At 70.9% G+C, this 26,641-nt stretch carries 30 protein-coding genes, 1 tRNA gene and 1 pseudogene; 17 read left to right on the top strand and 15 right to left on the bottom strand.

Annotated elements, in window-relative coordinates:
* Positions 1 to 9 precede the first annotated feature (9 nt).
* Complete coding sequence (locus ACE4Q9_RS20085; RefSeq protein WP_397985612.1) at positions 10 to 384, top strand: hypothetical protein; 375 nt, start codon at positions 10 to 12, stop codon at positions 382 to 384.
* A 25-nt stretch (positions 385 to 409) separates the two neighbouring features.
* Here the strand turns inward: ACE4Q9_RS20085 and ACE4Q9_RS20080 are convergent, their stop codons facing one another.
* Positions 410 to 1,021 (bottom strand): hypothetical protein, encoded by a 612-nt coding sequence (locus tag ACE4Q9_RS20080; protein ID WP_397985611.1) that lies wholly within the window; start codon positions 1,019 to 1,021, stop codon positions 410 to 412.
* Between the two features lie 91 nt (positions 1,022 to 1,112).
* Positions 1,113 to 1,955: a MurR/RpiR family transcriptional regulator gene (locus tag ACE4Q9_RS20075; protein WP_397985610.1), complete on the bottom strand. Its 843-nt coding sequence runs from the start codon at positions 1,953 to 1,955 to the stop codon at positions 1,113 to 1,115.
* Between the two features lie 302 nt (positions 1,956 to 2,257).
* Between ACE4Q9_RS20075 and ACE4Q9_RS20070 the strand changes: the two genes are divergently transcribed.
* Complete coding sequence (locus tag ACE4Q9_RS20070) at positions 2,258 to 2,902, top strand: carbonic anhydrase (protein ID WP_397985609.1); 645 nt, start codon at positions 2,258 to 2,260, stop codon at positions 2,900 to 2,902.
* Positions 2,903 to 2,986: 84 nt separating this feature from the next.
* Complete coding sequence (locus ACE4Q9_RS20065) at positions 2,987 to 3,433, top strand: hypothetical protein (protein WP_397985608.1); 447 nt, start codon at positions 2,987 to 2,989, stop codon at positions 3,431 to 3,433.
* Between the two features lie 407 nt (positions 3,434 to 3,840).
* Here the strand turns inward: ACE4Q9_RS20065 and ACE4Q9_RS20060 are convergent, their stop codons facing one another.
* Both ACE4Q9_RS20060 and ACE4Q9_RS20055 read right to left on the bottom strand, forming a co-directional pair.
* Positions 3,841 to 4,089: a hypothetical protein gene (locus tag ACE4Q9_RS20060; RefSeq protein WP_397985607.1), complete on the bottom strand. Its 249-nt coding sequence runs from the start codon at positions 4,087 to 4,089 to the stop codon at positions 3,841 to 3,843.
* Between the two features lie 91 nt (positions 4,090 to 4,180).
* Entirely contained in the window at positions 4,181 to 4,639 is a 459-nt protein-coding gene (locus ACE4Q9_RS20055) for a hypothetical protein (protein WP_397985606.1), read from the bottom strand.
* Positions 4,640 to 4,756: 117 nt separating this feature from the next.
* Here ACE4Q9_RS20055 and ACE4Q9_RS20050 point away from each other — a divergent pair, with 117 nt between their 5' ends.
* The 3 genes from ACE4Q9_RS20050 to ACE4Q9_RS20040 are packed head-to-tail and all read left to right on the top strand — an operon-like array spanning position 4,757 to position 5,975.
* Positions 4,757 to 5,596: a Scr1 family TA system antitoxin-like transcriptional regulator gene (locus ACE4Q9_RS20050; RefSeq protein WP_397985605.1), complete on the top strand. Its 840-nt coding sequence runs from the start codon at positions 4,757 to 4,759 to the stop codon at positions 5,594 to 5,596.
* Positions 5,593 to 5,787, top strand: a complete 195-nt coding sequence (locus ACE4Q9_RS20045) for a DUF397 domain-containing protein (protein WP_397985604.1) — start codon at positions 5,593 to 5,595, stop codon at positions 5,785 to 5,787. The genes ACE4Q9_RS20050 and ACE4Q9_RS20045 overlap by 4 nt, the downstream gene beginning before the upstream one ends.
* Complete coding sequence (locus tag ACE4Q9_RS20040) at positions 5,784 to 5,975, top strand: DUF397 domain-containing protein (RefSeq protein WP_397985603.1); 192 nt, start codon at positions 5,784 to 5,786, stop codon at positions 5,973 to 5,975. Before ACE4Q9_RS20045 ends, ACE4Q9_RS20040 begins: the two co-directional genes overlap by 4 nt.
* Before the next feature lie 61 nt (positions 5,976 to 6,036).
* Here the strand turns inward: ACE4Q9_RS20040 and ACE4Q9_RS20035 are convergent, their stop codons facing one another.
* Positions 6,037 to 7,428 (bottom strand): cystathionine beta-synthase, encoded by a 1,392-nt coding sequence (locus ACE4Q9_RS20035; RefSeq protein ID WP_397985602.1) that lies wholly within the window; start codon positions 7,426 to 7,428, stop codon positions 6,037 to 6,039.
* A 158-nt stretch (positions 7,429 to 7,586) separates the two neighbouring features.
* Between ACE4Q9_RS20035 and ACE4Q9_RS20030 the strand changes: the two genes are divergently transcribed.
* The 3 genes from ACE4Q9_RS20030 to ACE4Q9_RS20020 all read left to right on the top strand — a co-directional run bounded on the left by ACE4Q9_RS20030 (position 7,587) and on the right by ACE4Q9_RS20020 (position 11,085).
* Complete coding sequence (locus ACE4Q9_RS20030) at positions 7,587 to 8,606, top strand: SGNH/GDSL hydrolase family protein (protein WP_397985601.1); 1,020 nt, start codon at positions 7,587 to 7,589, stop codon at positions 8,604 to 8,606.
* Positions 8,607 to 8,776: 170 nt separating this feature from the next.
* Positions 8,777 to 9,997, top strand: a complete 1,221-nt coding sequence (locus ACE4Q9_RS20025) for an acetyl-CoA C-acetyltransferase (RefSeq protein ID WP_397985600.1) — start codon at positions 8,777 to 8,779, stop codon at positions 9,995 to 9,997.
* 308 nt (positions 9,998 to 10,305) lie between these two features.
* Positions 10,306 to 11,085 (top strand): hypothetical protein, encoded by a 780-nt coding sequence (locus ACE4Q9_RS20020; protein WP_397985599.1) that lies wholly within the window; start codon positions 10,306 to 10,308, stop codon positions 11,083 to 11,085.
* A 48-nt stretch (positions 11,086 to 11,133) separates the two neighbouring features.
* Here ACE4Q9_RS20020 and ACE4Q9_RS20015 read toward each other — a convergent pair whose 3' ends face one another.
* A complete protein-coding gene (locus tag ACE4Q9_RS20015; protein ID WP_397985598.1) occupies positions 11,134 to 11,445 on the bottom strand; it encodes a hypothetical protein in 312 nt (103 codons plus the stop codon).
* Between the two features lie 99 nt (positions 11,446 to 11,544).
* Here ACE4Q9_RS20015 and ACE4Q9_RS20010 point away from each other — a divergent pair, with 99 nt between their 5' ends.
* Positions 11,545 to 11,775, top strand: coding sequence for a DUF4287 domain-containing protein (locus tag ACE4Q9_RS20010; protein ID WP_397985597.1), 231 nt, complete (start codon positions 11,545 to 11,547; stop codon positions 11,773 to 11,775).
* A gap of 94 nt (positions 11,776 to 11,869) precedes the next feature.
* On the opposite strand, the gene ACE4Q9_RS20005 is transcribed toward ACE4Q9_RS20010, so the two are convergent.
* The gene (locus tag ACE4Q9_RS20005) at positions 11,870 to 12,763 is read right to left on the bottom strand and encodes a Bax inhibitor-1/YccA family protein (RefSeq protein WP_397985596.1); all 894 of its coding nucleotides are present in this window, start codon (positions 12,761 to 12,763) and stop codon (positions 11,870 to 11,872) included.
* A 165-nt stretch (positions 12,764 to 12,928) separates the two neighbouring features.
* A complete protein-coding gene (locus ACE4Q9_RS20000) occupies positions 12,929 to 13,075 on the bottom strand; it encodes a hypothetical protein (RefSeq protein WP_397985595.1) in 147 nt (48 codons plus the stop codon).
* Between the two features lie 36 nt (positions 13,076 to 13,111).
* On the opposite strand from ACE4Q9_RS20000, the gene ACE4Q9_RS19995 reads away from it, so the two are divergent.
* The 3 genes and pseudogenes from ACE4Q9_RS19995 (at position 13,112) to ACE4Q9_RS19985 (ending at position 14,862) form a co-directional block, all read left to right on the top strand.
* Positions 13,112 to 13,435, top strand: a complete 324-nt coding sequence (locus ACE4Q9_RS19995; protein WP_397985594.1) for a hypothetical protein — start codon at positions 13,112 to 13,114, stop codon at positions 13,433 to 13,435.
* A gap of 58 nt (positions 13,436 to 13,493) precedes the next feature.
* Positions 13,494 to 14,045: pseudogene (locus ACE4Q9_RS19990) on the top strand (carotenoid oxygenase family protein); the annotation flags it as partial.
* 94 nt (positions 14,046 to 14,139) lie between these two features.
* A complete protein-coding gene (locus tag ACE4Q9_RS19985; RefSeq protein WP_397985593.1) occupies positions 14,140 to 14,862 on the top strand; it encodes a carotenoid oxygenase family protein in 723 nt (240 codons plus the stop codon).
* A 275-nt stretch (positions 14,863 to 15,137) separates the two neighbouring features.
* Here the strand turns inward: ACE4Q9_RS19985 and ACE4Q9_RS19980 are convergent.
* Positions 15,138 to 15,224: transfer RNA gene (locus ACE4Q9_RS19980), tRNA-Leu, on the bottom strand.
* A 399-nt stretch (positions 15,225 to 15,623) separates the two neighbouring features.
* Here ACE4Q9_RS19980 and ACE4Q9_RS19975 point away from each other — a divergent pair.
* Positions 15,624 to 16,394: an ABC transporter ATP-binding protein gene (locus ACE4Q9_RS19975; protein ID WP_397985592.1), complete on the top strand. Its 771-nt coding sequence runs from the start codon at positions 15,624 to 15,626 to the stop codon at positions 16,392 to 16,394.
* Positions 16,394 to 18,919, top strand: a complete 2,526-nt coding sequence (locus ACE4Q9_RS19970; protein WP_397985591.1) for an ABC transporter permease — start codon at positions 16,394 to 16,396, stop codon at positions 18,917 to 18,919. The genes ACE4Q9_RS19975 and ACE4Q9_RS19970 overlap by 1 nt, the downstream gene beginning before the upstream one ends.
* Before the next feature lie 103 nt (positions 18,920 to 19,022).
* Here the strand turns inward: ACE4Q9_RS19970 and ACE4Q9_RS19965 are convergent, their stop codons facing one another.
* The gene (locus tag ACE4Q9_RS19965; protein ID WP_397985590.1) at positions 19,023 to 20,321 is read right to left on the bottom strand and encodes a class I SAM-dependent methyltransferase; all 1,299 of its coding nucleotides are present in this window, start codon (positions 20,319 to 20,321) and stop codon (positions 19,023 to 19,025) included.
* A gap of 220 nt (positions 20,322 to 20,541) precedes the next feature.
* Positions 20,542 to 21,915: an NAD(P)/FAD-dependent oxidoreductase gene (locus tag ACE4Q9_RS19960; RefSeq protein WP_397985589.1), complete on the bottom strand. Its 1,374-nt coding sequence runs from the start codon at positions 21,913 to 21,915 to the stop codon at positions 20,542 to 20,544.
* Between the two features lie 535 nt (positions 21,916 to 22,450).
* Here ACE4Q9_RS19960 and ACE4Q9_RS19955 point away from each other — a divergent pair.
* Together ACE4Q9_RS19955 and ACE4Q9_RS19950 are read left to right on the top strand one after the other, a co-directional pair.
* Entirely contained in the window at positions 22,451 to 22,723 is a 273-nt protein-coding gene (locus ACE4Q9_RS19955) for a type II toxin-antitoxin system Phd/YefM family antitoxin (RefSeq protein ID WP_397985588.1), read from the top strand.
* Positions 22,720 to 22,989 (top strand): type II toxin-antitoxin system RelE/ParE family toxin, encoded by a 270-nt coding sequence (locus ACE4Q9_RS19950; RefSeq protein ID WP_397985587.1) that lies wholly within the window; start codon positions 22,720 to 22,722, stop codon positions 22,987 to 22,989. The genes ACE4Q9_RS19955 and ACE4Q9_RS19950 overlap by 4 nt, the downstream gene beginning before the upstream one ends.
* 4 nt (positions 22,990 to 22,993) lie before the next feature.
* On the opposite strand, the gene ACE4Q9_RS19945 is transcribed toward ACE4Q9_RS19950, so the two are convergent.
* From ACE4Q9_RS19945 to eno, 4 genes are all read right to left on the bottom strand, one after another.
* Positions 22,994 to 23,935 carry an exopolyphosphatase gene (locus ACE4Q9_RS19945; RefSeq protein ID WP_397985586.1) on the bottom strand — a complete coding sequence of 314 codons (942 nt, stop codon included), beginning with the start codon at positions 23,933 to 23,935 and terminating at the stop codon, positions 22,994 to 22,996.
* Positions 23,932 to 24,471 (bottom strand): DUF501 domain-containing protein, encoded by a 540-nt coding sequence (locus ACE4Q9_RS19940; RefSeq protein WP_397985585.1) that lies wholly within the window; start codon positions 24,469 to 24,471, stop codon positions 23,932 to 23,934. The genes ACE4Q9_RS19945 and ACE4Q9_RS19940 overlap by 4 nt, the downstream gene beginning before the upstream one ends.
* Before the next feature lie 46 nt (positions 24,472 to 24,517).
* Positions 24,518 to 24,994 (bottom strand): septum formation initiator family protein, encoded by a 477-nt coding sequence (locus tag ACE4Q9_RS19935; protein WP_397985584.1) that lies wholly within the window; start codon positions 24,992 to 24,994, stop codon positions 24,518 to 24,520.
* A 155-nt stretch (positions 24,995 to 25,149) separates the two neighbouring features.
* Positions 25,150 to 26,436, bottom strand: coding sequence for a phosphopyruvate hydratase (eno, locus tag ACE4Q9_RS19930; RefSeq protein ID WP_397985583.1), 1,287 nt, complete (start codon positions 26,434 to 26,436; stop codon positions 25,150 to 25,152).
* Positions 26,437 to 26,641: the final 205 nt, after the last annotated feature.

The following is a 26,641-nucleotide window of genomic DNA, read 5'->3' as shown; positions in this document are numbered from 1 at the left end:
GGACCCGACATGGCCAACACCGAGACCGCCCTCAAAGAGGCGCTGACCTCGATCGAGGGCGCCACCGGCGTCGCGCTCGTCGACTACACCAGCGGGATGGCGCTGGGCACGATGGGCGGCGGCAACACCTTCGACCTGAACGTGGCCGCCGCCGGCAACACCGACGTGATCCGCGCCAAGATGCGCACGATGGAGATGCTGGGCCTCAAGAGCGAGATCGAGGACATCCTCATCACGCTCTCCGACCAGTACCACCTGATCCGCCTGCTCCAGGGGCGCGGCGGCAACGGCCTGTTCCTCTACCTGGTCCTGGACTCCACCCGCGCCAACCTGGCGATGGCCCGCCACCAGCTGAAGCGGATCGAGGAGAGCCTGGAGGTCTGAGGACCTCTCGCTCGGCTCAGGCCGGTCAGACCAGGGCCGCGGTACGGCGGCGGGCCCCACCCGGGGCCGCGTCGCCGGCCGCGATGCCCGTGGCGCGCAGGCCCCTGACCGCCTTGCCGGACGGGCGGCCGGCGCGTTTGTCGAGCCAGTCGACGCGCACCCAGAGCAGGCTCTCCAGGGCCCGTTCGCGACGCCCAAGCCAGGCGGCTTTCAGCCACAGCCCGGTGCCGCACCCGGCCAGCAGCAGCCCGCCGGCCACCGGCACGGCGAAGGCGGAGCCGATCGCGAGCACCCAGGCCAGCAGCAGCCACCAGCGGTGACCGCGGCGCCAGTTGCGCGCGGTCACCGCGCGGTCCTGGAGCACGTCGTACTTGCCCGCGCGGCTCGCGCCCCGGACGAGCGCGGCGTACCGGCGGCGCCGCGCCAGCGCCACCACGGCCGTGGCCAGCAGGAACAGCGCGGCCCCGGCGAGCGCCCCGGTCCGGCGCCCCGTCCACCCCTCGGGCACGGCGCCGACGCCTGCGGCGACCACCCCGAACCACCACAGCGGGGCGGCTCCCGCCCGTACGACGACGGCCAGCCGGGCCAGTCCCCGGCCGCCGCGCTCTCTGCCTTCTCCACGCTCTCCGCGCGCCACGTCGGCCTCCCGTGTCACGAGTCCGCACAGTGCCTGTGTCCGGCGGGGACCTTAGCGGGCGAACGTGAGACAAACCTGAGAGGACCGGGACTCACTCCACGAACAGGCCCCGCGCGGCGGCCTTCGCGTCGAACTCCTCCAGGCGGGCCTGGGCGTCCGGCAGATCGTCGCAGACCGCCTCCAGCAGCACCCGGCCCAGCAGCATCGGCGCGCACGCGGTGTCGAAGGCGAGGCCGGTGCCGACGGCGGCGGGCAGCAGCAGGTCGGAGTGCTTGGCGACGGGCGCGAACGCGGAGTCGGCGACGGTGACGACGGTCAGGCCGGCCTCCTGGGCGTAGGCGAGGGTGTCGACCACCTCGCGCGGATGCCGGGGCAGCGCGAAGCAGAGCAAGGCGCTCGCGCCCGCGCGGACGGCCGCGTCGACGCGGTCCTGGATCATCGTGCCGCCCTCGTCGAGCAGCCGGACGTCCGGGTGGACCTTGGCGGCGAAGTAGGCGAAGCCGTACGCCTGGGAGGCGGCCGCGCGCAGGCCGAGCACCGGCAGCGGGCGGGAGGCGGCGAGGATCCGTCCGGCCTGCTGCACCGGGCGCGGGTCGGCGAGCAGCTCCGCGAGGTGGCGCAGGTTCTCGATCTCGGCCTCGACGGCGAGCTGGTACTCGTTGTGCGCGCCGTTCTCCGGCGCGGGCTCGGCGGGGACGACCTCCCGCAGGTGCCGGCGCAGCGCGGGATACCCGTCGAAGCCGAGGGCGACCGCGAACCGGGTCACCGACGGCTGGCTGACCCCGGCCAGCTCGGCCAGCTCCACGCTGGACAGGAAGGGCACGTCGGCGGCGCGCCGCACCATGCTGTGCGCGATGCGGCGCTGGGTCGGCGTGAGCCGGTGACCCTCGAAAAGCGCCTGCAACCGGTTGGCCGGGCTGTCGGTCACGCTCATCACGTACTCCCCCTCGGAGGTCCTCGCCGCCTCGGGAGAGTACAGCCCCGGGGCCGCACCGACACGGACCGATATTCAGACAATGCTTTCCTGTATGCCGTTATACAGGAAGGGGCTCCGCCGACTCTCTGCGATCCAGGAGGGCTCGACCTCCGCCCGGACCTTGTCGCGCCGTTCAAGGGGCGGTATCCGGGCGGCGATGATCCGGCGCGGATACGGCCAAGTGTCGTTAAACAGCCACCCAGAGTGACGCTGTGCGTGCCTAGAGTGATTCCTACTGGCACGACCACCGAGGAAGCGTCATGGCCACCCCCCACCGGGCCTTACGGACGCCGACCGCGCCCGCTCCCCGTCCGCCCTGTCCCTCGCTCGTCCCCCCGCCCGACGCGGACGCGCCCCGGCCCACCGCCGCCGCCGTCCTCGGTGAACTCCTCGCCGGCAACGCCCGCTACGTCTCCGGCCGTCTACGGCAGCCGTACGTCCGTCCCACCGGGCGGCGGCCGTGTGCGGTGGTCGTCGGCTGCGTGGACGCCCCCGTCCCGCCGGAGCTGGTCCTCGACCAGGCCCTCGGGGACCTGCTGTGCGTCCGCACCGCCGGGCAGGTGCTGGACGAGGCCGTGCTCGGGTCCGTCCAGTACGGCGTCCAGGAACTCGGCGCACCGCTCGTGCTGGTCCTCGGACACGAGCGGTGCGCCGCAGTGGCCGCCACCCTGGAGCGGCTGCGCACCGGGGCGCCGGTGCCCGGCCATCTGGAGCTGCTGGTGGAGGAGATCGCCCCCGCCGCCCGCCGCGCCCGGAACCGGCCGGGCGACTGGGCCGAGCACACCCTGCGGGCCCAGACCACCTGGGTGCGGGACGCGATCCGCGCCGATCCGGCCTTCGCCGCCGCACAGGTGGTGGCCGCACGGCTGGACGCCGGGTCGGGACTGATGTCGCTGCTGCCCTGACGGAGCCGACGAGGGGTTCGCACCACCGGAAGAGGGGGGCTTTCCCCAGTGCGGCGGGGGCCCGGCGTTCTCTACGGTGAGGGCATGAGCGCACGTGACCCGCAGGACGTCGGACTCAAGGGCGACGCCGAGCTGCGGAAGGACCTCGACGCGACCGTCCGGGCCCGCCGGGACCTGGGGGACGAATACGACTCCGCCCTGGTCGAATCCTTCCTGGAGAAGGTCGAGCAGCGGCTCGACGGGGCGGTGGACCGGCGGGTGCGGCGGCAGCTCGCCGAGCAGCAGATGGCGGCCGTTCGCGGCACCGCCCGCCAGCGGAACCCGGTGGACTCCTGGGGCGAGCGGTACGGCTTCGCGCTGCTCACCCTGATCCTCGCCGTCCCGCTGTCCGCGATCGCCGGCGCCCTCGCGGGCTTCGCCGGAATAGTGGCCACCTGGATCGGCATCGTCGGTGTCAACGCGACCCAGGCGATACGCCAGCACCCCGAGCTGCTGTCGGGACGGTCCCGCAGGTCCGGCGGAGCCGAGTAGCCCCGGCTCCCCACACGCGGAAGGACTTGCGCGGGGACCGCCGCACCCCCGTTGCCGGGGGGCGGGACGACGGCGGTCCCCGCGGGGGACGCGGGCCGGGTCAGGGCCGGGCCGCGCGCCCTTGGCGTCCATGGAGGTCCGGGAGCCGCTCCGGAGGTCCGTGACGCCGACACCCCCCAATCTGCCGGACGCGTGTTAAGCGAGTGCTGCGTACACGTGACGCCTTCGTACCACTTCCGCGATGCCGCGAACGGCCGCGGTCACTCCGCGTTCGCCGAGGTCACGGGCCCGTGGTCGAGGCTCCGGGCGCGCGACCGGTCAGCAGCGGTACCGAGCTGCCGTCACTCGTCAGCCGTAACTTTCCGTCGGCAGGGGCCCCGGCCGACCGAGGAGGCCGCGGCGGCGTCTCACGGCATGGCGGGGCGCTGGTCCCAGCGCCGGTTGGACTGGTTGATGTAGGCCCGTACGAACGCGCAGCAGTCCTCGCAGGCATAGGCCGGCGCGCGCTGTCCGTCGTGTTCGACCGGACCGATCCAGAAGACGTCCTTGGTATGGCGGCAGAGGAGGCAGAAACCTCGCGTCAGGGGCCGGGACCTCATGGGCGGTCGTGCCGGCGATGCCTCGGGCACCGGCACGGCGGCCAGGCGCTGGACCATTCCGGCACCTTCAGGGGAGTCACCTCGTGCTCTTTCCGCACCACCTGCCGGTTCCCCTGGCGGTCCACCCGGTACACCGCGAGCGTCATGCTCAAAGCTTGATCACCCTCGCCCTGACACCGGCCTCGACCGTCAGGATCAGTTCGTCCACGTGGTCCAGCCCCAGGCCGTTGCGGAAGGCGAGGCGCGGCCCCGAGGCCGTCTGGATGACGTCCACGTCGGCCAGCCAACCGGCCGCGCTGAACGCGCCCTTCAGCCTTACCAGCATGTCGTGCGGCTCCAGCTCGCTGGGCGCGGGTCGCACCGGAGCGTCCGCCGGGGACGCGTCGGCGTGCTGCTGCCGCAGCGTCAGCCCGTCCAGCAGCAGGCCGAGCAGGGCACGCCCCTGCCTCACGTTGCAGTCACCCAGCCGGATGACGAAGTCACGGCACTCGTTCGGCGCCAATCTGGTGTGGAACTGGGGGAGTTTGATGGCGGCCTCGTCCAGGGCCGCCGCGAGTGAGTTGGTGATCTCCGCGACCTCGATGGCCATGCTGCTGTGGGGATGCATCGCCCAGCCTTTCTCAACCACTGCGCTGTGTAGCGGAATCGCTACCGAGCGCCTTCAGCGTGACCTAGAGTCGGAAACCCTTCAATGGGCCAGATCGGAAGGAGGGGTTGCAACGCCATGGTCAATCGCAAGGAGTTGGACCCGGATGCCAGCCCGGCAGCCGCGTTCGGCGCGCGCATGCGCAGGTTGCGCGAGGATCAGGGGTGGACTCAGGAGGAGCTGGCGGAGAAGCTGGGGTATTCCAGCCAGCATGTTTCGGCCGTTGAAACTGCACGCAAACCGCCAACTCTGCGTTTCTCGCGCAAGCTTGACCAGGTGTTCGGCCTCGCCAGCTCGACCGACACGTTGGAGCGGGAGTGGCGCGAGTTACGGCACAGTGTGCTACTGGAGGGGTTCCCCGAGTACGTCAAGTACGAGGGCCAGGCGGCAGAGATCCGGCTATTTGAGGTCGGGATCATCCCTGGACTGCTGCAGACCCCGGAGTACGCAAGGGCGGTGGCTGAGGGCGATGTGCGGCGGGGGGCCATCACACCTGAACAGGCCGATGAACGCGTCGCGTTCCTGGCGAACCGGCAAGCAGCACTGGTGCGCCCCCGGTCGCCCATGGTCCTCGTGGTGATGGACGAGAGCTGCCTTCGCCATGCGGTCGGCGGCACCGATGTCATGGATCGGCAGCTTCAGCGGCTTGCCGAAGTCGCCTCCCTCCCGAACTGGGTCATCCACGTGTCTCCTTTCGGGATAGGAGCGCGGCGCTCATTCAACCTGCCGATGAACCTGCTGACCCTGCCGGACATGTCCGTGGTCGCGTACGCGGAATCCCAGTTGCGGGGACACGTGGAACGCGAAACGGCAGCGGTACTGCCCCTGTTGACGGCCTACCATCAGTTGCAGGCCGAAGCTCTGCCTCAGGCGGCATCGGTGGCCATGATCCATGAGGTACGAAAGGGCACCCCGTGACGACCGACTCCCCCCGCTGGTTCACCTCCTCCCACAGCAGCAACGGCGGCAACTGCGTCGAGGTCGCCACCAACATCCCCGGCACCGTTCCCGTCCGCGACACCAAGGACCGTGAGGCCGGTACTCTCACCTTCCGCGCCGACGCCTGGTCCGCGTTCGTCCAGTTCGCCTCTCGAAAGGCCGCCTTGTGACGACCGACTCCCCCCGCTGGTTCACGTCCTCCTACAGCGACAACGGCGGCAACTGCGTGGAAGTCGCCACCAACATCCCCGGCACGGTTCCCGTTCGCGACACCAAGGACCGCGAGGCCGGTACTCTCACCTTCCGCGCCGACTCCTGGTCCGCGTTCGTCCGGTTCGCCTCTCACCAGAGCGTCTGAACGCACCGGGCACGAAAAAGCGGGCCCCCTCCCGTTCGGGAAGGGGCCCGTGTCGGTCGTACTACTTGTTGCCGCCCTTGGCCAGGAACGCCAGCAGGTCCTGGCGGCTGACGACGCCCTTCGGCTTGCCCTCGACGAGGACGATCGCCGCGTCCGCCGCGCCCAGCACCTGCATCAGGTCGCCGACCGGCTCGCCGGAGCCGACCTGGGGCAGCGGGGCGGACATGTGCTTCTCCAGCGGGTCCTCCAGGGAGGCGCGCTGGGAGAACAGGGCGTCCAGCAGCTCGCGCTCCACGACCGAGCCGACGACCTCCGCGGCCATCACGTCCGGGTGACCGGCGCCCGGCTTGACGACGGGCATCTGCGAGACGCCGTACTCGCGCAGCACCTCGATGGCCTGGCCGACGGTCTCCTCCGGGTGCATGTGCACGAGGGACGGGATCGTGGCGCCGGACTTGTCGTTCAGGACGTCGGCGACGCGGGCGCTCGGGCCCTCGTCCTCCAGGAAGCCGTAGTCCGCCATCCACTCGTCGTTGAAGATCTTCGAGAGGTAACCGCGGCCGCTGTCCGGGAGCAGGACCACGACCACGTCGTCCGGGCCGAGCCGCTCGGCGACGCGCAGCGCGGCGACCACGGCCATGCCGCAGGAGCCGCCCACCAGGAGGCCCTCCTCCTTGGCGAGGCGGCGGGTCATCTGGAAGGCGTCCTTGTCGGACACGGCCACGATCTCGTCGGCGACGGTGCGGTCGTAGGCGGTCGGCCAGAAGTCCTCACCGACGCCCTCGATCAGGTACGGCCGGCCGGAGCCGCCCGAGTAGACGGAGCCCTCCGGGTCGGCGCCGATGACCTTGACCTTGCCGTCGCTGGCGTCCTTCAGGTAGCGGCCGGTGCCGGAGATGGTGCCGCCGGTGCCGACGCCCGCCACGAAGTGGGTGATCTTCCCCTCGGTCTGGTCCCACAGCTCCGGGCCCGTGGAGTGGTAGTGCGACAGCGGGTTGTTCGGGTTGGAGTACTGGTCGGGCTTCCAGGCGCCGGGGGTCTCGCGCACCAGGCGGTCGGAGACGTTGTAGTACGAGTCCGGGTGCTCGGGGTCCACGGCGGTCGGGCAGACGACGACCTCGGCTCCGTAGGCACGCAGTACGTTGATCTTGTCGGTGCTCACCTTGTCGGGGCACACGAAGATGCACTTGTAGCCCTTCTGCTGGGCCACGATCGCCAGCCCCACACCGGTGTTGCCGCTGGTGGGCTCCACGATGGTGCCGCCGGGCTTCAGCTCCCCGCTCTCCTCGGCGGCCTCGATCATGCGCAGGGCGATGCGGTCCTTCACGGAGCCGCCCGGATTGAAGTACTCCACCTTGGCCAGGACGGTCGCCTGGATGCCCTTGGTCACGTTGTTGAGCTTCACCAGCGGGGTGTCGCCGACGAGGCTGATCATCGAGTCGTGGAATCGCACCGTTGTCTCCGGTCGCTGCAAAAAAGTGGTCGTAGTGGTGCCGTCAGCCTACGGCCCCCGGCCCGCCTCGGGCGGTCGTTCACTCCCCGTCGAGATTGGCGCACGCCCTGTACGGGGCAAGGAGTGGGTGTACGGCTACGAGGAGGTGGCGGCCACGCATGACGAACATGTCGAGGGCGCGGGTGGCCCGGCGCATCGCGGCTGGGGCGGCGTACGGCGGGGGCGGGGCCGGGCTGATCGGAGCGGCCGCGGTCGGCCTGCTGCTCGCCGAGGTGCGGCTGGCCCGGCGCCATGTGGGCAACGGCACCGGCGAGCGGGTACCGGGCGCGGAGGGGACGTACGGCCGGGTGTACGACGTGCCCGGCGAGCCGCCGCTGCGGCTGGTGATGCTCGGCGACTCCACGGCCGCGGGGCAGGGGGTGCACCGGTCCGGGCAGACTCCGGGCGCGCTGCTGGCCTCCGGGCTCGCGGCGGTCGCGGAACGCCCGGTGGAGCTGCGCAACGTGGCGCTGCCGGGCGCGCAGTCCGACGACCTGGACCGGCAGGTCGCGCTGGTGCTGTCCGGCGGCCGGCCCGCCCCGGACATCTGCGTGATCATGATCGGCGCGAACGACGTGACGCACCGGATGCCGCCGACGCGTTCGGTGCGGCATCTGTCGGCGGCGGTGCGCAGGCTGCGCACGGCCGGCGCGGAGGTGGTCGTCGGCACCTGTCCCGACCTGGGCACCATCGAGCCGGTGCAGCAGCCGCTGCGCTGGCTGGCACGGCGGGCCTCGCGGCAGCTGGCGGCGGCGCAGACGATCGGGGTGGTGGAGCAGGGCGGGCGCACGGTCTCGCTGGGCGATCTGCTGGGCCCGGAGTTCGCGGCCAATCCGCGCGAGCTGTTCGGCCCGGACAACTACCACCCCTCGGCCGAGGGTTACGCGACCGCGGCGATGGCCGTGCTGCCCACGGTGTGCGCGGCGCTCGGCCTGTGGCCGGCGGAGGAGGACCGGCCGGACCTGACCCGGCGCGAGGGCTTCCTGCCGGTGGCGCGCGCGGCGGCCGAGGCGGCGGCGGAGGCCGGTACGGAGGTCACGGCCGCGATGCCGACGGGACCGCGCGGCCCCTGGGCGCTGCTCAAGCGGCGCCACCGCCGCCGGGTCCCGGAGGCCGAGGCAGCGGCACCGTACACCTGACGGCAGCGACCGGGTGGGTACTCGTACCCGTAACTGTGACAACGCCTCCGCCGCCAAAGCAAGCGCTTAGAAACTGCGGCCAGCGTCACACCCCGACACCGATGACCTGTCAACTACGGCCGGGTAACTTCCAGACCGGCCCTGCACAATTCCGTTCACCTGGAGCCCCGATGCCCGAAGCCGTGATCGTCTCGACCGCCCGCTCCCCCATCGGCCGCGCCGGCAAGGGTTCGCTCAAGGATCTGCGCCCCGACGACCTCACCGCCACGATCATCCAGGCCGCGCTGGCCAAGATCCCCGAGCTGGACCCGAAGGACATCGACGACCTGATGCTCGGCTGCGGGCTGCCCGGCGGCGAGCAGGGCAACAACCTCGGCCGGATCGTCGCCGTACAGATGGGCATGGACCACCTGCCCGGCTGCACCATCACCCGCTACTGCTCCTCGTCCCTCCAGACCTCCCGGATGGCCCTGCACGCCATCAAGGCGGGCGAGGGCGACGTCTTCATCTCGGCCGGCGTGGAGACCGTCTCCCGCTTCGCCAAGGGCAGCTCCGACAGCCTCCCGGACACCCGCAACCCGTTCTTCGCCGAGGCCGAGGCCCGCACCGCGGCGGTCGCGCAGCAGGAGGGCACCACCTGGCACGACCCGCGCGAGGACGGCCTGGTGCCGGACGCGTACATCGCGATGGGCCAGACCGCCGAGAACCTGGCCCGCTGGAAGGGCATCACCCGCCAGGAGATGGACGAGTTCGGCGTCCGCTCGCAGAACCTCGCCGAGGAGGCCATCAAGGCCGGCTTCTGGGAGCGCGAGATCACCCCGGTCACGCTGCCCGACGGCACCGTCGTCGCCAAGGACGACGGCCCGCGCGCCGGCGTCACCATGGAGGGCGTCTCCGGCCTGAAGCCGGTCTTCCGCCCCGACGGCCTGGTCACCGCGGGCAACTGCTGCCCGCTCAACGACGGCGCCGCCGCCCTCGTCATCATGAGCGACACCAAGGCCCGCGAGCTGGGCCTGACCCCGCTCGCCCGCATCGTGTCCACCGGCGTCTCCGCCCTGTCCCCCGAGATCATGGGCCTCGGCCCGGTCGAGGCGAGCCGGCAGGCGCTGCGCCGGGCCGGTCTGACCACGGACGACATCGACCTGGTCGAGATCAACGAGGCGTTCGCCGCCCAGGTGATCCCCTCCTACCGCGAGCTGGGCTTCGACCTCGACAAGGTGAACGTCAACGGCGGCGCGATCGCCGTCGGCCACCCCTTCGGCATGACCGGCGCCCGCATCACCGGCACGCTGATCAACTCCCTCCAGTGGCACGACAAGCAGTTCGGCCTGGAGACGATGTGCGTCGGCGGCGGCCAGGGCATGGCGATGGTCATCGAGCGCCTCAGCTGACCCGGCCCGCCCGCACCGACCGGCCAACGGTCCGTAGCGGACCGGGCACTTCACGTCATGGATCGGCCCAGAACCCGCGAAACCGCCGGGTTCTGGGCCTTTCTGTGATCCAATCTCCCCCAGGATGTGACCTATCTCCCCCGTCCCGGACATCGGCGCAGGTCAGCACCGGACGGCATGCCGTCCGGCGGGCCCCCGGAGCCAAAGAACTGTCCGTTTCGTGACGTTACGCACTGACAGTTGGGTAGTCCGCCCTTCAAGCTGATGTAGGAAGTCGGGGGTCGACTTTTGAACCTGGGAGTACGTCAGTGAGCGCCATGCCGATCGCCCTGCTGCTCACCACGGCCGCCACGGGCGCCGTGGGCGTCGCCGTCCTGCGCACCGTGCTGAAGCTGCGCCGCCAGCTCACGGAGCTCCAGGCACAGCTCGCGGAGAACCAGTCCGCGGCGACGCACGCGCTGCTGCCGCACGCCCGTACCCACTCGGACACCGAGCGGATACGCGCGGCCGTGGCCGAGGCGCTCGCGGAGGAGCGGGAGCGGGAGCTCGCGGAGGCGCGTGCCTTCTGGGCCGCGCAGGAGGCGCGGGACGCCTCCGACGCGCCCTCGGTGTTCGGCCTGTCCGACCACGAGCCGTTCCTGCCGCGGCAGTCCGACTTCGCGGGCCTGGAGCCGGTGGCGGAGTCCGCCGCCGACGCCGACGAGTTCGCCGGCGAGTCCCCGGAGCTGGCCGCGGCCCGCCGTCGGCACCCCTCCCACCCGGACTTCGTCCCGGCCCAGTCGGCCGCGGGCGACCACGAGCGCACGGCCGGGGCGCTGGAGCACCTGGCCGACGAGCGCGTGGAGCTGTCCGACGTACGCCCCGGCCCGCTCGGCACCCTCGACGTCTACGTCTTCGCCGACGGCACCACGCTGTGCATGACGCCGGGTCACCGGGAGACGGCCGAGCGCCTCGCGCGGGCCGTGGCGGCGGGCGAAGCCCCCTATCTGCTGGGCGGTTCGGGCGTCTCCGGCGCCTACACGCTCACCTTCGCGTGCGGCGGGGAGATGGTCTACATCCTGGCGGACCGCGTCATCGCGTCCCTGTAGCGCGAAGGCGCCGGCTCCGCGCGGCGCCTCACTGGTCTGACGGCGCGTTCAGACCCCCGCCCGTCCCCGCGCCTCCTCGACCAACCGCACGGCCTCCCCGACCTCGTCGTCGCTCTCCAGCACCAGCGCCAAGTCGTGCGCGGCCACCAGGATCTGGTCCGCCACCGCGAACATCCCCGCGTCCGGCATCTCCCGCGGCTCGGTGCCCGGCTCCTCCACCGCCTGCGCCCGCCGGGACAACTCGCGGGCCAGCGCCAGCGCCTCCGCTGCGGCGCTGCGCTGGAGCCTGCTCTGCGGCGCGGCACGCAGCCGGTCGGCGAAGTGATCCACTGCTTGGGTCAGGGGCGTCGTATCAACCACGCGCCGAGCGTAACGCGCCGCACTGTTGCCAAGCGGCGAACCCTCGGGCACGGTGACGTGAAGGACCGGCTTACATCCCCTTTGCGCCCGGAGGTGCCGATGTCCCAAGTCTTCTCCGAGGAGACCCATCGCAATATGCTCGCCCGCATCCCGCACTGCACCGGTCGTGAGGTCGCCGACTGGCTGCGCACCGTCGAGAACGGCCCCGCCCTGTTCCGCTTCGAGGAGAAGGTCAGCTGGCTGAGGCACGAGTACGACCTGGCGTACGGCCACGCGAAGGCCATCGTGCACGAGTACGACCTGCGCAGGGCGGCCCGCAAGCTGCTCTGAGCCACCCGCCCCCGGACGGCGAAGGGCCCCGGACGGGGAGTCCGGGGCCCTTGCCTGAACCGCGCGCCGTACGCGCGCCGGTCGTTGTCGGTCGCTAGTCGTTGTTGGTGAAGATCGCCACCAGGCGCAGCATCTCCAGGTAGATCCACACCAGGGTGACGGTGAGTCCGAACGCGGCGAGCCAGGACTCGTTGCGCGGCGCGCCGTACGCGATGCCGTCCTCGATCTGCTTGAAGTCGAGGGTCAGGAAGAACGCGCCGAGCAGGATCGCGATGATGCCGACGACCGCGCCGAGCGGGCCGAAACTGCGCAGTCCGCCGTCCTCGGCGACGCCGAACGCGACCAGCAGCAGATTGACCAGCATGACGGCCACGAAGGCCATCGCGATGGCGAGGCCGATGCGGGCGTAGCGCGCGGTGACGCGGATCCAGCCCGCCTTGTAGATGAGGAGGGTGGCGCCGGTGACGGCCATGGTGCCGAGCACCGCCTGGAAGGGGGCGCCCTGCCAGCGGCTGTTGTACATCTCGCTGATGACGCCGAGGAAGACGCCCTCGAAGGCCGCGTATCCGAGGATCAGCGCGGGCACCGGGGTGCGCTTGAAGTTCTGAACCATGGCCAGGACGAACGCGATCAGCGCGGAGCCGACGGCCAGGCCGTAGCTCGTGGGCGAGACCGGCAGCAGGGCCCAGGCGAGAACGGCGCCCAGCGCGACGGTACCGAGCGTCATCGCCGAGCGGACGACGACGTCGTCCATGGTCATCCGACCGGTGCCGGCCGGGGCCTGCGGCGGGGCGCCGTACTGGACGCCCGGCTGTCCGTAGCCGGTGTGGGCGTACGGGTTCTGCGGGGTCTGGGCACCTTGCGCGTACGGGTTCTGCGCGTACGGGTCGGCTCCTGCGTACCCGGCCTGCGGTGCGGTGTTGAAGCCGGCGTAGCCGTGGTCGCGGCTGAAGCCCCGTCGCGAGAAGACCGGGTTGCTGCTCCTCATCTCACTCCTCCATGGCCGCCTCGCGCGGCCTTGGCTCAAGCGTAATGGATTGGCAAAGGATCGATCATGCTACCTGAGGAGGATCTTTCCCCTGCCGGGTCGACCCACACGCTACGCGGAGCGGTACGTCCCGGCCACGGGTGATCGCCTTCCATGACGAACTTGCTACCTGACCGGACCCCCGGCGGCGCGCCGTTCGATCTCCGCCGCGGTGTCGGCCGCCCAGTCCCGCATCATCCGGGCCGTACGCACGCCCAGGTCCAGCGCGTAGCCCCCGAAGACCGGACTGTCCGGCTTCGTGCGGGCCGCCACCTCCTCCCGGAGCTGATCGGCCTCGGCATCGGCCCCATGCTGTCCGGACTGACCATCGTCGTGCAGTCCAACGTCGACCCTGCCGACCTCGGCACCGCCAGCTCCAACGTCACCTTCTTCCGCCAGATCGGCGGCTCCGTCGCCCTGGCCATCGCCGGGACGCTCTACAGCGACGCCTTCACCGGCCATCTCCGCGAGGGGCTGCACCAGGCACAGGCCGCCGGTACCGCCAGCGCCCTGCCCTGGCTCTCCGTCATCGGCGCCGGGGCCACCTTCCTCGCGGTCCTCTTCCTGCCGGCTCCGCGCCGCGACCCCGCCGACAGCACCAGCGCGTCGGCCTCCCTCAGCTCCCTGGTCTGACGACCCGCGCGGCACACCAGGGCACCGCACCACCCGCACCGGACGAACGGAAGGAACCATGGCCACCACACCGGACCACACCGCCGAGGCGAGCACGCCGTACCTCGTCGGCCACTACGCCCCCGTCACCGACGAGATCGACGGCTTCGACCTGAAGGTCACCGGCACCCTGCCGCCCGAGCTGAACGGCCGCTACCTGCGCAATGGCCCCAACCCGCGGCCGGGGGAGGTCCCCGGCCACCTGTTCACCGGCAACGGCCTGCTGCACGGTGTCCGGCTGCGCAACGGGCGCGCCGAGTGGTACCGCAACCGCTGGGTGCGGACGAGCAAGTTCTCGGGGGCGCCGTACAAGCGCGCGGACGGGACGCTCGACCTGACCGCGGTGAGCGCGAACACCCATGTGATCGAGCACGCCGACAAGCTGTTCGCGCTGGTCGAGAACGGACTGCCCTACCAGGTCACCGGCGAGCTGGAGACGGTCGGTCCCTGCGACTTCGGCGGACGGCTCACCACCGCGATGACCGCCCACCCCAAGGAGGACCCGGTCACCGGCGAGCTGCTGTTCTTCGGCTACAGCGCGGTCCCTCCCTACCTCACCTACCACCGGCTGTCGGCGGCGGGCGAACTGGTGGAGAGCAAGGAGATCACCGTGCCCGCGGGCACGATGATGCAACTTCGCGATCACCGAGAACTACGTCATATGGATGGACCTGCCCGTCCTCTTCGACCTCCGGCAGGCCGGCGGCGCCATGCCGATGCGCTGGGACGACGGCTACGGCGCCCGGCTGGGTCTGATGCGCCGCGACCGCGCGGGCGAGGTGCGCTGGTCCGACATCGCCCCCTGCTACGTCTTCCACGTCGGCAACGCCCATGAGGACGCCGCCGGCCGGGTCGTCCTGGAGGCGGTGCGCTACAACCGGTCCTCCTACGACCGGATGTGGCAGGCGATGGGCGGCCGGGTCGACCACCCGCTGGCCGATCCGGGCTGGCTGCTCGGTGAGACCCAGGGCGGCCAGGTGTACCGCTGGCGGCTCGACCCCGCCACGGGCAGGGCGCACGAGGAGGCGCTGGACGAGCGGGGCGTGGAGATCCCGACCATCAACGACGAACGGACCGGGCGGTACAGCCGCTACCTCTACACGGTCACCGAGAACGCCCTCCTGAAGTACGACACCCACGCGGGCACGGCCCGGACGTTCGGCACCGGGGCGGGCACCTCACCCGGTGAGGCCGTGTTCGTGCCCGCCCAGGACGGCACGGAAGAGGACGCCGGTTATCTGCTGTCCATGGTGTCCCACGGCAGCGACCATGGTTCGGAGCTGCTGGTGCTCGACGCGCGGGACATGAAGCAGCTGGCCGCCGTGGAGATGCCGCGCCGCGTGCCGACCGGCATCCACGGCAGCTGGGTGGCCGACGGGACCGAGTGACCCATCGGACCCCGCCCGCGGGCCCCGGAACGACGCCGCCGAACCGGCGCCCCGGAGCCCGCGGGCGACCGTCGTTAAGCGACCGTCGTTAAGCGACCGTCGTACAACGACGCGGACGACCTGCATATAGCGAGGCGGGCGAGCGCGCGCAAGGCGGCTCTCGGGCGTGTGCCGCGGCGGGTAGCGGGGGGCATCGTGATCTCTTCGCACTCCTGCGCGAGGACCGAAAAACGGCCCCGTAGGGCCGTCTCCGCGGTCACGCGGCGTGGAAGGGTTGGTGCCCGGAGCCGGACTTGAACCGGCACGCCCGCGAAGGGGCAGCGAGGTTTAAGCTCGCCGTGTCTGCATTCCACCATCCGGGCAGGCCATGGGCTCCGCTTCGAGGGTTTGAGCCTATCGGGACGCCTCCCCCGAACAGCGGAACGGCGGACCGATGTTGTCTTATTTTATTGATGTCTGAGGGTGCATCAGACCACGGAACTGGCCATCCGCACTTGCCAATAGCGTGACGTGACGCACGTGCACGTGTATGCGGAATGACGGAATTTCACCGTCTGAAGAAGGGCGCTCCCCCCGTTCTCGGCGCCGGGCTCCCTCCCCCCGGTCTCAGGGTCCGGCGTCCTCCCCAGGTATGACGCGGCGCCCCGTGGTCCGACCCGAGTCGCCCCCGTGAACCGGAACAGCGGCTGACTTCCCGCGCTCCGGACGCCGGGAGGATGGAGCGGTCCCCACGACCCCATCGTCCCGAGGAGCACCGTCCCGTGACCACCACACCCACCGCAGGCACGGCCACCGCCGTGGCCGCCCGCGCCACGGAGCTGTCGAAGATCTACGGGCAGGGTGAGACCCGGGTGGTCGCCCTGGACCGGGTCTCCGTCGACTTCCGGCAGGCCGAGTTCACCGCGATCATGGGCCCCTCGGGCTCCGGCAAGTCCACCCTGATGCACTGCGTGGCCGGCCTCGACACCTTCTCCTCCGGCTCCGTGCGCATCGGCGACACCGAGCTGGGCTCCCTGAAGGACACGCAGCTCACCAAGTTGCGCCGGGACAAGATCGGCTTCATCTTCCAGGCGTTCAACCTGCTGCCGACCCTGACCGCGCTGGAGAACATCACCCTCCCGATGGACATCGCCGGGCGCAAGCCCGACAAGGCCTGGCTGGACCAGGTCATCTCGATGGTGGGCCTGTCCGGGCGGCTGAGCCACCGGCCGTCCCAGCTCTCCGGCGGCCAGCAGCAGCGCGTCGCCGTCGCCCGCGCCCTCGCTTCCAAGCCGGACATCATCTTCGGTGACGAGCCGACCGGAAACCTCGACTCGCGCTCCGGCGCCGAGGTCCTCGGCTTCCTGCGCAACTCCGTGCGCGAGCTGGGCCAGACCGTGGTCATGGTCACCCACGACCCGGTGGCCGCCGCCTACGCGGACCGGGTGATCTTCCTGGCCGACGGCCGGATCGTGGACGAGCTGTACGGCCCGACCGCCGACTCGGTCCTCGACACGATGAAGCAGTTCGACGCGAAGGGCCGTACCAGCTGATGTTCCGCACCGCCCTGCGCAACGTCCTCGCGCACAAGGCCCGGCTGCTGATGACGGTGCTCGCCGTGATGCTCGGCGTGGCCTTCGTCTCCGGGACGCTCGTCTTCACCAACACCATCTCCGACGCCTACCAGAACAGCTCCGCCAAGGGCTTCGACCAGGTCGACGTCGCCGTCACGGCGGAGTACCAGGACTCAGAGGGCGACAAGGTCGGCCGGACGCCCGACCTGACCCGGGCCGTACTCGACAAGGCCGCCAGGGTGCCCGGCGCCGCCTCCGCCACCGGTGTGGTCGGCGGCTTCACCGCCGTCGCGGACAAGCACGGCAAGCTGGTCGGCGGCGACTGGCAGTCCCGCGGCGGCAACTACTGGGGCACCAAGGACGCCCGGTACCCGCTGACCAGCGGACACGCCCCGCACGGCGCGCACGAGGTGCTGCTCGACGCCAAGACCGCCCAGCGGGCCGGCTACAAGGTCGGCGACACCGTGCGGCTCTCCGTCGACGGTCCCGTGCTCACCCCGACCGTCGCGGGCATCTTCACCACCGACGACGGCAACGTGACCGCGGGCGGCAGCCTCGCCCTGTTCGACACGCCGACCGCGCAGAAACTGTTCCACAAGAAGGGCTACGACGAGATCGACGTCAAGGCGCAGCCGGGCACCACCCAGGCCGCGCTCAAGGACGCGCTCGACAAGGCACTGCCCGCCCACCAGGTGGAGACCACCACCGGCCACAAGCTCGCCGCCGACCAGGCGCGGACCATCGCCGACTCGATGAGCAGCATGAAGGAGGGCCTGCTGGTCTTCGCCGGGATCGCCCTGTTCGTCGGCACGTTCATCATCGCCAACACCTTCAGCATGCTGGTCGCCCAGCGCACCAAGGAGCTGGCCCTGCTGCGGGCGGTCGGCGCCTCCCGCCGCCAGGTCACCCGCTCGGTGCTGATCGAGGCGTTCGTGGTCGGCGCGGTCGCCGGTGTGGCCGGCCTCGTCGCCGGCATCGGCATCGGCGCCGGACTGCGCGCCCTGGTGGGCTCCTTCGGCGCGAGCATGCCCGACGGGCCGCTCGTGATCAGTCCGGGGACCGTGGTGGCCGCCCTCGCGGTCGGCGTCCTCGTCACCATGCTCGCCGCCTGGCTGCCCGGCCGCCGCGCCGCCAAGATCCCGCCGGTGGCGGCGATGAACAGCGTGCACGCCCGCGCGACCACCAAGTCGCTGGTGCTGCGCAACACGATCGGCGCGCTGTTCACGGCGGCCGGTGCCGTGGTGATCGTCGCCGCCACGTCGATGGAGGCCTCCGCCGGGGAGGGCCCGATGGGTCTCGGCGCCGTCCTGCTGATCATCGGTGTGTTCGTGCTGACCCCGCTGCTGTCCCGCCCGCTGATCGCGGCAGCCGCCCCGCTGCTGCGCGCGTTCGGCGTGTCGGGCAAGCTGGCCCGCCAGAACTCGGTGCGCAACCCGCGCCGTACGGCGGCCACCGCCTCCGCGCTGATGATCGGCCTGACCCTGATCACCGGCATGACGGTGATGGCGGGCAGCCTCCAGTCGTCCATCGACAAGATGGCCGCCTCCGCGATCCGCGCCGACTACGTGGTCTCCATGGCGAACGGCTCCGCGCTCTCCCCGGACGTGGCGCGCAAGATCGCCGCCACCGACGGCGTCACCGCCAGCAGCCCGCTGCGCAACGCCGAGACCCGGATCGACGGCAAGACCGAGTTCGTGACCGGCGTGGACGGCGCGTCCATCGCCGAACTGACGGACCTGAAGATGGACCGGGGCAGCTTCACGGTCGGCGGCGACCGCATCGTCGTGGACAAGGACCAGGCCAAGGAGTACGGCTGGACGCCCGGCTCGCACTTCAGCGCCCACTTCGAGGACGGCAGGGCGCACACCTTCACGGTCGCCGGGATCTACGACGGCAACGAGATGATCCGCGGCATCATGCTCGACAACAAGGTGCTCACCCCGCATCTGAGCCGGCCCACCGACATGCAGGTCATGGTCAAGACGGCGGACGGCGCCTCGACCGCGACCAAGGACCGGCTGGCCAGCGCCCTGGGCACCAACCCGGCGATCAAGATCCAGGACAAGAAGGACATCTCCGACGGCATCGCCCAGGCCTTCACCATGATGCTGAACATGGTCTACGGCCTGCTCGGCATGGCGGTGATCGTCGCGGTCCTCGGCGTCGTCAACACCCTGGCGATGTCGGTGTTCGAGCGCTCCCAGGAGATCGGCATGCTCCGCGCGATCGGCCTGGACCGCCGATCGGTCAAGCGGATGGTCCGGCTGGAGTCCCTGGTGATCTCCGTCTTCGGTGGGGTGCTCGGCATCGGTCTCGGCGTGTTCTTCGGCTGGGCGGCCGGTGAGCTGCTCGGCACCAAGATGCCCACGTACGAACTGGTCCTGCCCTGGGGCCGGCTGGCGGTCTTCCTGCTGCTCGCGGGCGTGGTCGGCATCCTGGCCGCCCTGTGGCCGGCCCGCCGCGCGGCCAGGCTGAACATGCTGTCCGCCATCAAGGCCGAGTAGCGGACGGCCGTACGCCACGATGCTGTACGACCTCACGCTCGTCCGGCACCGGCAGGGGCCCCGTTCCGTCACCGGAGCGGGGCCCCTCGTCGTACCGCCGGGTTCAGACCTGCCAGGTGCGGGTGCGCGGCGGCAGCACCGAGGCGCCCGAGACCGGGGTGCGCACCGCGAGGACCTGGTTGACGCCGATGCGGTTGTGCTCGAAGGCGAGCGCGGAGGCGGCCATGTACAGCTGCCACACGCGCGCCCGGCCGGGGCTGGTCAGCCGGACCGCGCGGTCCCAGCCGGCCTCCAGGTTGGCCACCCACTGGCGCAGGGTGCGGCCGTAGTGCTCGCGCAGCGCCTCCACGTCGCGCACCTCGAAGCCGGCGCGCTCCAGCTGGGTGACGGTGGTGCCGATGGGGGCCAGCTCGCCGTCCGGGAAGACGTAGGCGTCGATGAACTCGTCGACGCTGTACGCCGATTCGTCGGTCTGCGGGCGGCGGGCGATCTGGTGGTTGAGCAGCCGGCCGCCGGGCTTGAGCAGGCCGTACAACTGGCGCGCGTACTCCAGATACCGTTCGGCGCCCACGTGTTCGGCCATGCCGATGGAGGAGATGGCGTCGAAGGGGCCGTCGGAGACGTCCCGGTAGTCCTGGACCCTGATCTCCACCCTGTCGGTCAGGCCCTCGTCCGCGATGCGCTTGCGGGCGTAGCCGGCCTGCTCCTGGGAGAGGGTGACGCCCACGACGCGCACGCCGTGCTCACGGGCCGCGTGCAGGGCCATGGAGCCCCAGCCGCAGCCGACGTCCAGCAGCCGCTGACCCTCCTGCAGACCGAGCTTGCGGCAGACCAGTTCGAGCTTGTCGCGCTGGGCGTCCTCCAGGGTGGCACCCTCGCCGAAGGACTCCCAGTAGGCACAGGAGTACACCATCGAGGGGCCGAGGACCAGCTCGTAGAAGTCGTTGCCGACGTCGTAGTGGTGGCTGATGGCCCGTCTGTCGCTGTGCCGGGTGTGCAGATGGCGGTGCCTGCGGACCTCCTCCGCGGGGGGTGCGGGCGGGATGGGCGGCCCGGCGAGCTTCAGCAGCTCGCGGCCCGCGGCCCGTACGGCGGGGTCGCGCAGCGCCTGGAGCAGCGTACGGTCGTCCTCGCCGCGCTCCCAGATCAGTCCCGCCATGGCGTCCAGCGCCGTGTACAGGTCGCCCTCGATGGCCAGGTCGCCGGCGACCCAGGCGCGGGCGAGACCCAACTCCCCCGGTTTGAAGATGATGCGGCGCAGCGCGCGCCGGTTGCGCACGACGAGCGTGGGAGCGCCCGGGGGCCCGGCCTGCGATCCGTCCCAGGCCCGCAGCCGCACCGGGAGCGGGGCCCCCAGTACCTGCTCGGCAAGACTGCTCAGCCGCGACGCGGCGTCGGCCATGACGCACACCTCCAAGACGAGATCCCGGATGCCGGATACCACGTAAACACCGTGGAGCCTTCCGCACAGTCCCGCGAAGGAGTTACGACTGGGCAAAATAGTTGCAGTAGCCACCTGGATGGGTCCGCGCCGGAGGCCGCCCGGAACGCCGAAGGACCTCCCGCACCACGGATGGCGGGAGGTCCTTCAGGTGGTCAGGCGACCGGCGGCTGACCGGTGGTCAGGAAGCCTTGGCCTCGGTCTTCGCGGCGGCGACCGGCGCCGGCTTGGCGGCCTCGTAGAACTCCTCGCGGGGGTTCTCCATGGCGCCCAGCGACACGACCTCGCGCTTGAGGAACATGCCCAGCGTCCAGTCGGCGAAGATGCGGATCTTGCGGTTCCAGGTCGGCATCGCCAGGCCGTGGTAGCCACGGTGCATGTACCAGGCGAGACGGCCCTTGAGCTTGATCTTGGTCTTGCCCAGGACGATCATCGCCACGCCCTTGTGCAGGCCGAGACCGGCGACCGCGCCCTTGTTGGCGTGCTCGTACTCCTTCTGCGGGAAGCCCCGCATGCCGGAGACCACGTTGTCGCCGAGGACCTTGGCCTGGCGCAGCGCGTGCTGGGCGTTCGGCGGGCACCAGGCGTTCTCGTTGCCCGCCTTGCGGCCGACCAGGTCCGGGACCTGGGCGTTGTCGCCCGCGGCCCAGATGTAGTCGGTGCCCTTGACCTGGAGCGTGGGCTCGCAGTCGACGTGGCCGCGCGGACCGAGGGGCAGACCGAAGCGGGACAGCGCCGGGTTCGGCTTGACGCCGGCGGTCCACACGATCGTGTTGGCGTCGACCTCGAGGCCGTTCTTGAGGACCACGTGGCCGTCGACGCACGAGTCCATCGAGGTGGAGAGGTAGATCTCCACGCCCCGGCTCTCCAGGTGCTCCTTGCCGTACTGGCCGAGCTTGGGGCCGACCTCGGGAAGGATCTTGTCCGCGGCGTCCACGAGGACGAACCGCATGTCCTCGCGGGAGACGTTCTTGTAGTACTTGGCCGCGTCGCGGGCCATGTCCTCGACCTCGCCGATGGTCTCCGCGCCCGCGAAGCCACCGCCGATGAAGACGAAGGTGAGCGCCTTGCGGCGGATCTCCTCGTCGGTCGTGGAGTCGGCCTTGTCCAGCTGCTCCAGGACGTGGTTGCGCAGGCCGATGGACTCCTCGATGCCCTTCATGCCGATGCCCTGCTCGGCGAGGCCGGGGATCGGGAAGGTGCGGGAGACCGCGCCCATGGCGATGACCAGGTAGTCGAACGGCAGCTCGTACGCCTCGCCCACGAGGGGGGCGATGGTGGCGACCTTGCGGTCCTGGTCGATGGTGGTGACCCGACCGGTGAGGATCTCCGCCTTCGGCAGCACGCGTCGCAGCGGGACGACGACGTGGCGAGGGGAGATGCTGCCGGCGGCGGCTTCGGGGAGGAAGGGCTGGTAGGTCATGTACGACCGGGGGTCGACGACCGTGACGGTCGCCTCGCCGTAGCGCATCTTCTTGAGAATGCGCCGAGCTGCGTACAGGCCTACGTACCCACCGCCTACTACGAGGATCCTGGGACGCTCCGTGGTGCTCATGGCATCGAGTATCCACCCGCTCAAGGGGGGTGCCTCGTGCGCCCCTTCACAAGCTTCTGGAGGGGCTGTGCTAAACTCCGCGGCCCGCGTGACGCAGATCATGTCGGGCAGGGGGAACCGCGAGGCGGTTCGTACCGTTGTCAAGGCCGTGTGAGCTGCTGCTCCGATCCCGCGAGGTGATCGTAGGGACTCCGGAGCGGTCCGCGGAACCCCTCCTTCCGGCCATCTTTGCGCGCCTCATCTGAACATGTTCAAACGGGTTTTGACCCCCCGGAAGGGCCAAGCGGCCCCCTCCGGGCGACGATCGGGGCCCATTTCCTTGTGAAGAACTTCACGAAGGTTTCCACGGGGGTGTGAACGAGGGGCCCCGCGGGACCCCCCGAAGGCGCTCAAACGTTATCGGACCTGCTCAGGCGGATGCTACTGGCCGGTAAGAACGGGCGGCCCCGCGGCGCCGGGCGGTCTCGCGAGGAGGGCTCGCGCACGCGACTCTGAAGCCCCGCGGCGTGTACACGGTGACGCGTACACTCGCTTCATGACTGAGAACACTGTGACCGTACGGGAAGCCCGCGCGCACCTTGCCGACCACATCAATCGGGCCGAGGAAGGCGTTCCTACCGTCATCACGCGCAACGGCGCTCCGGTGGCGGCAGTGGTTCCGATCGCGGACTTCGAAGCGCTGGAGGAAGCGGCTGACGTCATGCTGGCCCGCGAAGCCGAAGCGATCCTGGCCGAGGGCGGCCCCACCGTGACGATGGCGGAACTGCTGGCCGACCTGTTCACCGAGCAGGACGGCGAGGCGGCGTGAAGTACGCCTTCCGATTCACCACGGCGGCGCAGCGGCAGCTCCGGGCCGTCAGCCGACCCGACGCCATGCGCATCCTGACCGCGCTGACCGTGCTCGGTGACGACCCGTATCGCGAGGACGCCGACGTCAAGAAGCTCACCGGCCCGTCCGGGCTCTACCGGCTCCGGGTCGGAAGCTACAGGGTCGCCTACCAGGTCGACGATGGTGAACTCGTCATCCTCGTCGTCAAGGTGGGCGACCGGCGGGACGTGTACCGCGATCTGTAGGCGATCAGGTCAAAGACCAGGCGATGCCGTCGAGGATGTCGTGTTCGCTGACGACGACCTCCTCGGCGCCCGTGCGCTCCATGATCGCGAGGAGGATCAGGGAGCCGGCGCCGATGACGTCGACGCGCCCCGGATGCATGGAGGGGATGGCGGCGCGTTCGGCGTGTGTGGAGTGCAGCAGGCGCTCGGTGATCTCGCGGACGCGGGCGTACGGGATCCGGGAGTGGTGGATGCGCGCGGAGTCGTACTCCGGCAGGTCCTGGGCGATGGCCGAGACGGTGGTGACCGAGCCGGCCAGACCGACCAGGGTGCGCGCCTCGCGCAGCGGGACCGTCCGCTCGGCGAGGTCCAGCGCGGCCTCGACGTCGGCGCGGATCGCGGTGATCTGCTCTCCGGTGGGCGGGTCGGAGACCTCGCCGCCGTGCACCAGGTGCCGTTCGGTCATCCGCACACAGCCGATGTCCACGGAACGCGCGGCCCGCACCCGGTCGTCGCCGACGACGAACTCGGTGGAGCCGCCGCCGATGTCCACCACCAGATAGGGCCTGGCGAGATCCGTACGGCCCGCCAGCTCCCTGGTCGCGCCGGTGAAGGAGAACTCGGCCTCCTGGTCGCCGGTGATGACCTCCGGCTCCACACCGAGGATGTCCAGCACGCCGCGCACGAAGTCGTCGCGGTTCTCGGCGTCGCGGGACGCGGAGGTGGCGACGAAGCGCAGCCGCTCGGCGCCGTGCTCCTTGATGATCTCGGCGTACTCCCGGCACGCGGCGAAGGTGCGCTCCAGCGCCTCCGGGGCGAGCCTGCCGGTGCGGTCGACGCCCTGGCCGAGCCGCACGATGGTCATCCGGCGGTCCAGGTCGGTCAGTTCGCCGGTCGCCGGGTCCGCGTCCGCGACCAGCAGCCGGATGGAGTTCGTACCGCAGTCGATCGCCGCGACCCTGGTCACCGCGCCTCCTCCTTCGGGTCCTGCGCGAGCGTCACGCACGCGCCCTTGCGCCACCACTCCGGCAGCATCGCGATCGCCTCGTCGCCGAGCGGGTTGACGCCGGGGCCCGCGGCCAGCGAGTGGCCGACCAGGACGTGCAGGCACTTCACCCGGTCCGGCATGCCGCCCGCGCTCGGGAAGCCGGCCAGGACCTCGATCTCGTCCCGGCGCCGGATGTAGTCCTCGTGCGCGGCCCGGTAGGCGGCGGCCAGCTCCGGGTCGGTCTTCAGGCGTTCGGTCATCTCCTTCATGACGCCGTTCGCCTCCAGCGTGCCGATGGCCGAGGCGGCCTTGGGGCACGTCAGGTAGTACAGCGTCGGGAAGGGCGTGCCGTCGGGCAGGCGCGGCGCCGTCTCCACGACGTCCGGCTGACCGCACGGGCAGCGGTGCGCGATGGCGCGCAGGCCCCGCGGGGGACGGCCGAGCTGCTGCTTGAAGGCCTCGACGTCCGCGTCGGTGGGCTCGGTGCGCGGGGTGGGCGGCGGAGGGGTTTCCATGACTGCTTTCAGAGTGGCTTTCTGTGGGTCACCGGCGGGGGGCCGGTCACTGGGCGGAGGCGTCGGACTTGTCGACCCCGTCCCAGATGTTGGTGTACCAGGGCCGGTGGGCGGCCCGGAGATCGGTGCGGGACTGCCGGGCCGCGCCCGGATCGACCACCACGTACCCGGTCTCGCCGGGCATCACATAGTGCAGACGTTTGCGGATCTGCTGCTCGGCATAGGCGTCGTCCTGCCAGCGCGCCTTGAGGTCGCGCAGTTGTTCGACGCGTTCGCGGGCCTCGGCCTGCTGCCGCTGGAGGTCGGAGATCTGGGCGCGCTGGGAGACGTACTGCCGCATCGGGTAGGCGAGCGCGACCACCAGCGAGCACAGCACCAGCGCGAGCAGCGCGGCGCGGCCGGTCAGCCGGGAGCGGCGCGCCTGCCGCTTGGTCTGCGAGCGGTAGACGCGGGCCGCGGTCTGCTCGCCGAGCAGCCGCAGCCTGGTCGCGGTGGAGAAACGGTCCCGGTCCCTTGCGGCCATGTCGGCTCTCCGCCTCCCCTTTCACGCCGTTGTCCGGCGGTCGCACACGTGCGTACGTCCCCGGACACGGTACGGGACCGGGTACGGGGACGTACGTACGACTGGCCAAGAGGTGGCCCGGGGGGCGGCCCGGCGGGCGGCCCGGCGGGGTCGGCTCAGCCCTTGAAGCGCGGGAAGGCGCTGCGGCCGGCGTACACCGCGGCGTCGTCCAGGATCTCCTCGATGCGCAGCAGCTGGTTGTACTTGGCGACGCGCTCGGAGCGGGCCGGGGCGCCGGTCTTGATCTGGCCGCAGTTGGTGGCGACGGCCAGGTCGGCGATGGTGACGTCCTCGGTCTCGCCGGAGCGGTGGGACATCATGCACTTGAAGCCGTTGCGCTGGGCCAGCTCGACGGCGTCCAGGGTCTCGGTCAGCGAGCCGATCTGGTTGACCTTGACGAGCAGGGCGTTGGCGGTGCCCTCCTCGATGCCCCGGGCCAGGCGCTCGGGGTTGGTGACGAACAGGTCGTCGCCGACGAGCTGGACCTTGTCGCCGAGCTTGTCGGTGATGATCTTCCAGCCGGCCCAGTCGTCCTCGAACAGCGGGTCCTCGATGGAGACCAGCGGGTAGGCCGCCACCAGCTCCTCGTAGTACTCCGTCATCTCGGCGGCGGAGCGCTCCTTGCCCTCGAAGAGGTACTTGCCGTCCTTGTAGAACTCGGAGGCGGCGACGTCGAGGGCGAGGGCGATCTGCTCGCCGGGCGCGTACCCGGCTTCCTTGATGGCCTCCAGGATCAGGTCCAGGGCCTCGCGGTTGGAGCCGAGGTTCGGGGCGAAGCCGCCCTCGTCACCGAGACCGGTGGCCAGGCCCTTGCCCTTCAGGACCTTCTTGAGGGTGTGGTAGACCTCGGCACCCCAGCGCAGCGCCTCGGAGAAGGACTCCGCGCCGATCGGGGCGATCATGAACTCCTGGATGTCCACGTTGGAGTCGGCGTGCGAGCCGCCGTTCAGGATGTTCATCATCGGCACCGGCAGCAGGTGCGCGTTGGGGCCGCCCAGGTAGCGGAAGAGGGGCAGGTCGGACGCCTCGGAGGCGGCGTGCGCGACGGCCAGGGAGACGCCGAGGATGGCGTTGGCGCCGAGCGAGCCCTTGTTGTCGGTGGCGTCCAGGTCGAACATGGCCTGGTCGATCAGACGCTGCTCGGTGGCGTCGTAGCCGACCAGCTCCGGGCCGATCTGCTCGATGACGGCGAGGACGGCCTTCTCGACACCCTTGCCCTGGTAGCGGTTGGGGTCACCGTCGCGCAGCTCGATGGCCTCGAAGGCGCCGGTGGAGGCGCCGGACGGGACGGCGGCACGACCGGTGCTGCCATCGTCGAGGCCGACCTCGACCTCGACCGTGGGGTTGCCTCGGGAGTCCAGGATTTCCCGGGCTACGACGACGTCGATGGACGGCACGAGCATCTCCTTCTTGGATGTGACGCTGGAAGTGCGGGAGGCGGCCGTGCGGCTGCGCCCTTGCGACTAGAGCCTAACCGTCCCGGCGTCGCGGACCACCGACCGACCGTCTGGTGAGCGACGGGGACACGCAGACGGTACCCATTGTTCACCACCGGAACAAAGGGGGCCCGGAGGAGGCCCGGCTGGACTGGCAGAACGCAAGACCCCA

It is taken from the genome of Streptomyces sp. AM6-12, from assembly GCF_044327085.1.
GTDB lineage: Bacteria > Actinomycetota > Actinomycetes > Streptomycetales > Streptomycetaceae > Streptomyces.
Note: the sequence above shows the minus strand (reverse complement) of the source record. Positions and strands in the feature narration are given on the sequence as shown.